This is a genomic window from Nonomuraea sp. NPDC050540 (genome assembly GCF_044457485.1).
GTDB lineage: Bacteria > Actinomycetota > Actinomycetes > Streptosporangiales > Streptosporangiaceae > Nonomuraea.
The window spans coordinates 1-5,083 of record NZ_JBITHA010000046.1 but is presented as its reverse complement, the minus strand read 5'-3'; the positions used below and the strand labels follow the sequence as shown (position 1 = coordinate 5,083).

Genomic DNA, 5,083 nt, shown 5'->3' with positions numbered 1-5,083 from the left:
TACCCGCTACGACAAACTCGCCGTCCGCTTCGAGGCCACCGTCACCATCGCCGCCATCAACCAATGGCTCCGCGACTTATGAAACACGCCTTAGCGCGCTCGCCTTCTCGCTAGTGCGCGCCATGAGGGGATCCGCAGGTGAAGTTCGCGGCGTCCTCGATGCTGCCCGAGCCCTTGTAGAGCGCGACGGCAGGATACGGGCACAGGGGCCGGCTGCGGCCGCTTGCCGGGTTGGTCGCGAGGATGGAGGCGGGCGCCGTGCCCCGGTTGATCCATTGTTCCATCGCCGTGAGCGCGTCGAACGTGTTCGGTCCTGGCCCGCCCGCGCAATGGCCCATCCCGGGTGCCATGAACAGGCGGAAGAAGCCGGCGGTCCGCGCCGCGCCCATCTCGGCGACGACCTTCCTGTGGTACGCGACCGGGGCCGTACCGCTCAAGGCGGGGTCGGACCAGCCGTGCACCATGAGCAGCTTGCCGCCTCGGGCCCTGTAGGCCGTGAGGTCGGGGTCGGTCGCGTCAAGCAGCGCGCGTATCCGTTCGACGGCCGGCCGATCTTTGGCGAGGTCGAACCTGGTGAGGTCATAGCTCGGATCGCTGAACAGGAAGTACCGCAGGAACTCGTTGGCGAACGTGTACGACAACGGTGCGGCCAGGCTGAAGGGGAAGACGAGCTTGCCGTCGGGTCCCATCTGCGGGGGCGCCGAGCCGGTGATGTAGGACCGCCACAGCTCCTCGTGTCCGGCGGGATGTCCCCGGAGCGGCCCGGGTCCACGATAGATGGTCCGTGCGGCGGCGGCCTGGGCCCGGGTCAGCTTGCCGGGGCCGACGAGCCGGCCGGGGTTGACGGCCGCCTTGCGCGGATCGGCGACCAGGCCGTCGGTCAGCCCGTCCCGGGCGTCGCCCCGCTTCAGCGATTCCGCCGAGAGGATCGGCAGCGTGCTGGGCGACAGCCAGGACCCGGAGGTGGCCAGTTGTGCCTGTGCCTGCGAGATCCAGCGCAGGAACGTGTCGCCTGCGGCGAACGCGGGGGCCTCGGCGATCACTCCGTCATAGTCCGCGGGGTAGCGCTGGACCTCCATGAGGCCCTGCCGTCCCCCGTTGGAGCACCCGTTGAAGATGGCCTTGCGCGTGTCGCGCCCGTAGTGGATCGCGGTGATCGCCTTCGCCGCGACCGTGCTGACGTGGACGCCTCGGTAGGCGTAGTCGATCTGCTTGGGCCGGTTGCCGAGCGCCCACCTGCCGTCGAGTTCGGGGTGGCCTAACGGGCTCGCGCCTTGGTGTCCGGTGTCGGTGGCGGCCGAGGCGTAGCCGCGTCTCAGCCCCTCGTCGAACGGAACGATGTGCCCGGCGAGCCCGCCCACGCCCTGGAAGTAGAAGTCCGAGTTCCACGCGGCCGGCAGGCCCAAGCGGAAGTTCACCCGATTGCTGGGGACGGTCGCGTCGCCCGGCGTGGTGACATAGGCGTCGACCAGGCAGTGCTCCGGTACCGAGGTCGTCGCGGTCACCGTCGTGACTCGGGTGATCGTCGTGTCGGTCACGGTCGCGTTCATCAGGGCCGCGCATCGGCCGGCGTCCGCCCGTACGGGATCGCCGACCGCGACGAGGGCGGCGGCCAGCGGCAGGCACGAGATGATGCCCACCTTGGTTCGGCTGGGTCGGCGCATTCCGCCTCCAAACACAGGGGGTACTATTTTTGAGTACCTGGTACCCTTCACGGTACCCCGAGAGTCGGCATCCCCGAAAGTGCAGGCATGACCGGATATCCTCGACCGCCCGTCGCCCTCTCGCTCGGGCGTTCCTTCACGAGCCGGCAGGAAAGCGTGCTCGCCGAGCTGGAGGAGATCTTCCTTCGGGAGGGATTTCGCCGGCTGACGATTCAGGAACTCGCCGCCCGGCTGCACTGCTCGCGGCGTACCCTCTATGACCTGGCGCCCAGCAAGGACGAGCTCGTCGCGCTCGTCGTCGACCGGTTTCTGCAGCGCGTCGGCCGGCGGGCGATGGCTCAGGCGAGGGCGCTGGAGGAGCCGCTCGGGCGAGTCCACGCCTACATGTCCGCGGCCAGTGGGGCGCTGACCCGCGCGGCTCGGGCGTTCTCGGTCGATGTCGCCGGGCAGCCGGGAATCCGCCGGCTGTTCCAGGAGCATTACCGGTTCGCCACGTCCGTCGCCGCCGCACTCATCCAGGAGGGCATAGACGGCGGCGCATTCCGCGAAACGGACGCGCGCCTCGTGGCGGAGGTGATCTACGCCGCCCTGGACCGGCTGCAGGATCCGGAGGTGCTCGAGCATCTCGGCCGGACGAACGCGGAGGCGTTCCAGGAGCTGTTCGACCTGATCGTGCTTGGTCTGGCCCGCCCGTCGTAAGAAGGGGGTAAATGTACTGTTTGCACGATATGTACTTTTTGGTAGTGTCTCGGGCATTGCGTGGCGGACCCTAGACGAGTTCGTTGCCTTTTCATTGCCCGGACCGTGCGTCTCCTGGGGAACCCGCAGGACGACGTCCGGCCGCCGAATCCATTTTCACGGAGCCGGGGACCCACTCTTCTTGGGGTGAATCGGACGCTCGCTCGACGGCGACCGTAGGGCACTTCCCAGCCCGAACCCGTCAGCTAACCCGGTAGGCGGCATGGAAGCAAGGAGCAAAGTCCTTCATGCCCACCGATCTCAAGAACCGGCTGAACCGCGCGCTGCTCGGCCTTGCCGTCACCGCGCTCGCCATGACCGCCTGCGCCACCGCTGCGCAGGCCACCCCTCCGGTCGGGCCCGACGACCCGCCGACGTCCCGCTCCCACGTTCAGGAAGCCGCGGCGCACGCCCCCACGGTGCTCGGCCGTGCGGCTCACGTGATCGACACCAAGACCGGCAAGGTCTACTTCAGCAAGAAGGCCGATCTTCGTTTGCCCGTGGCCAGCATCACCAAGGTGATGACCGCCTACACCGTGCTGAAGGAGGCCAAGCCGAGTGACGTCGTCAAGGTCACCTCTGGGGATGTTCGCTACGCCTCGAAGGACGGTGCCTCGGTGGCCGGCCTGCGCGCCGGCGACCGGCTGACCGTAGAGAATCTGCTGTACGCCCTGCTGTTGCCCTCCGGCGCGGATGCCGCCCACGCGCTCGCCCGCGTGTACGGCCCGGGCGTCGACGCGTTCACCGCGAAGATGAACGCCGCCGCTCGCGAGCTCGGCATGCGGGACACGCTCTACGTCAACGCCGACGGGATGCCCGCAAAGGGGGGCGGCTACTCCACCGCACGCGACCAGACGCGGCTGGCCCAGGCCGCCCTGGGCAGTCAGACGCTCAAGAAGGTCGCCTCCAGCCGGTATCGCTCGGTGTCCGCCACGGCGGAGCACCGCGCCTACTCCTGGCGGAACACGAATCGGCTCCTTGGCAAGCCGGGCGCCGTCGGCCTGAAGACCGGCTACACCCGGGCCGCCGGCTACACGCTCTCCTTCGCCGCCGATCGTGAGGGCCGGCAGCTGGCCGGTGTGATTCTTGGAGAGACCAGCTCCACCCGCCGCTTCCAGACCGCTCAGAGGCTGCTCGACTGGGCGGCCGGCGGGCAACGCTGACCCAGGGGGGCGTAGACGCCGGCGCTGACCTCCCAGGTGGCGGTCAGGGGACCGGTATCGCGGCTTCCTCGGTGAGTTCGCCGTCGGTCATGGTCAAGGCACGGTCAAGACCCATCTGGTGCGCATCTACGCCAAACTCGGCGTCGACTCCCGAACCGCCGCCGTCGCCGCAGCCTCCAAGCGAGGCCTCATCCGCCCTCCACAATCACGTTCCCATGATGCCCCCGCCCCCATGAATGGATGTCACTGCCGGCGCTCCCGCGGGACGGCGCCTCTGACGGTGAAGCCGTCCGGGGTGACATTGATCGAGACGGTCCCCGGCGTGGCGGCAAGGGCGGCGCGCAAGCCGGCATCCTTCGCGTCGAAGCCCATGCCGTCAGCGCTCACCGTGAAGAGCAGGCCGTTCGTGCTGGTGGTGACGGCGACGGACACCATCGCGGCCCTGGCTCGCTCCTCGACGACGGCCAAAACCTCGGTGACACACGCGAGCACCGCTTCGGCCACCCGATCGGGTACCTCCTCGGCGGGCAGTGCCCATGTCTCCACCTGGATGCCGGAGCGATTGGACCAGTCGGCCAGTCGCTCCTTGAGCGCCTGGGTCAGGGTCGTGTCCTGCTGTGCGTGTATGCGCATCCATCTCACCTTCATCTACTATGAACAATAGTAGATTCGGCCGATCTTCGAGGGCGTGCTGGGCCGTTTCACACGGGGCGATTCCAGCACCTCCGCACGGTGGCGCTGCTGGTCGGTGGCAGGCTTGATTCCCCGGGCACTCGCCAGAGCCCGGCGAGTGGCTATCGGCTGCCCGCCGCATAGCCCAGGAGGGTCATCATGCCGGATTCCGCGTGATAGATGTTGTGGCAGTGGATCATCCACAACCCCGGGTTGTCCGCGTCGAAGTCCACGTTGAGTGTGCTGCCGGGCAGCACGATGACGGTGTCCTTGCGGATGCCGGACGGCAGGGCGAAGGTGTGCCCGTGGAGATGCATGGGGTGCCACATGGTCGTCCGGTTGACGAAGGAAAGGCGCACCCTCTCTCCCGAGCGCACCGGCGCGACGGTCTCGGGGTCGTACTTCTTGCCATTGATCGCCCAGTCGTAGGCCGCCATGGTGCCGGTGAGCTCCAGCCTGACGGTGCGGTCGGGCCGCCGTTGCGGCAGCCGTACCTGCTCATGAGGTTGGAGCTTCGCGTAGCGGACCACCTCGCCATCGAGCTCACGCGGACGTTGGCCGGGCTTGGGCGCCGCGGACTGGGGGCTGGTGCGGACCAGCGCGCGAGCCGCGGCGGCCTTGCCTTCGGCGAGCGCGACCAGCGGGAAGACGCCGTCCTTGAGGGTGACCAGCACGTCGTAGCGTTCGCCCATGCCGACGAGCAGCGCGTCGACGTCCTTCGGCTGTACGGCGAAGCCGTCGGTGTGGGTGATGGATGCTCCTATAGATGTCAAGCGGCGGATTCTTGATCGTTTTTGGTGATGATCTGGTAGAGCTCGCGGGCGATGTAGCGTTTGAGGCAGCGGA

At 68.1% G+C, this 5,083-nt stretch carries 5 protein-coding genes, 1 pseudogene and 1 riboswitch; of the genes and pseudogenes, 3 read left to right on the top strand and 3 right to left on the bottom strand.

Features of this window, described 5'->3' with window-relative positions; translation table 11 throughout:
- Nucleotides 1-110 precede the first annotated feature (110 nt).
- Nucleotides 111-1,664 carry a tannase/feruloyl esterase family alpha/beta hydrolase gene (locus ACIBI5_RS54185; RefSeq protein ID WP_397259649.1) on the bottom strand — a complete coding sequence of 518 codons (1,554 nt, stop codon included), beginning with the start codon at nt 1,662-1,664 and terminating at the stop codon, nt 111-113.
- 156 nt (nt 1,665-1,820) lie between these two features.
- Between ACIBI5_RS54185 and ACIBI5_RS54180 the strand changes: the two genes are divergently transcribed.
- From ACIBI5_RS54180 to ACIBI5_RS54170, 3 genes and pseudogenes are all read left to right on the top strand, one after another.
- A complete protein-coding gene (locus tag ACIBI5_RS54180) occupies nt 1,821-2,363 on the top strand; it encodes a TetR/AcrR family transcriptional regulator (protein ID WP_397259647.1) in 543 nt (180 codons plus the stop codon).
- A 132-nt stretch (nt 2,364-2,495) separates the two neighbouring features.
- Nucleotides 2,496-2,638, top strand: a riboswitch (cyclic di-AMP (ydaO/yuaA leader).
- 12 nt (nt 2,639-2,650) lie between these two features.
- On the top strand, nt 2,651-3,565 hold the full coding sequence (locus ACIBI5_RS54175) for a D-alanyl-D-alanine carboxypeptidase family protein (RefSeq protein WP_397259645.1): 915 nt from the start codon (nt 2,651-2,653) through the stop codon (nt 3,563-3,565).
- A 94-nt stretch (nt 3,566-3,659) separates the two neighbouring features.
- A pseudogene (locus tag ACIBI5_RS54170) lies at nt 3,660-3,761 on the top strand (LuxR C-terminal-related transcriptional regulator); the annotation flags it as partial.
- A 47-nt stretch (nt 3,762-3,808) separates the two neighbouring features.
- Here ACIBI5_RS54170 and ACIBI5_RS54165 read toward each other — a convergent pair.
- Both ACIBI5_RS54165 and ACIBI5_RS54160 read right to left on the bottom strand, forming a co-directional pair.
- On the bottom strand, nt 3,809-4,198 hold the full coding sequence (locus ACIBI5_RS54165; RefSeq protein ID WP_397259643.1) for a hypothetical protein: 390 nt from the start codon (nt 4,196-4,198) through the stop codon (nt 3,809-3,811).
- A 161-nt stretch (nt 4,199-4,359) separates the two neighbouring features.
- Nucleotides 4,360-5,010 (bottom strand): multicopper oxidase domain-containing protein, encoded by a 651-nt coding sequence (locus ACIBI5_RS54160; protein ID WP_397259641.1) that lies wholly within the window; start codon nt 5,008-5,010, stop codon nt 4,360-4,362.
- Nucleotides 5,011-5,083: the final 73 nt, after the last annotated feature.

Coding starts and splice junctions, on each gene's coding strand:
- ACIBI5_RS54175 (WP_397259645.1), top strand. CDS start 2,651: ATGCCCACCGATCTCAAGAACCGGCTGAACCGCGCGCTGCTCGGCCTT.
- ACIBI5_RS54165 (WP_397259643.1), bottom strand. CDS start 4,198: ATGCGCATACACGCACAGCAGGACACGACCCTGACCCAGGCGCTCAAG.
- ACIBI5_RS54185 (WP_397259649.1), bottom strand. CDS start 1,664: ATGCGCCGACCCAGCCGAACCAAGGTGGGCATCATCTCGTGCCTGCCG.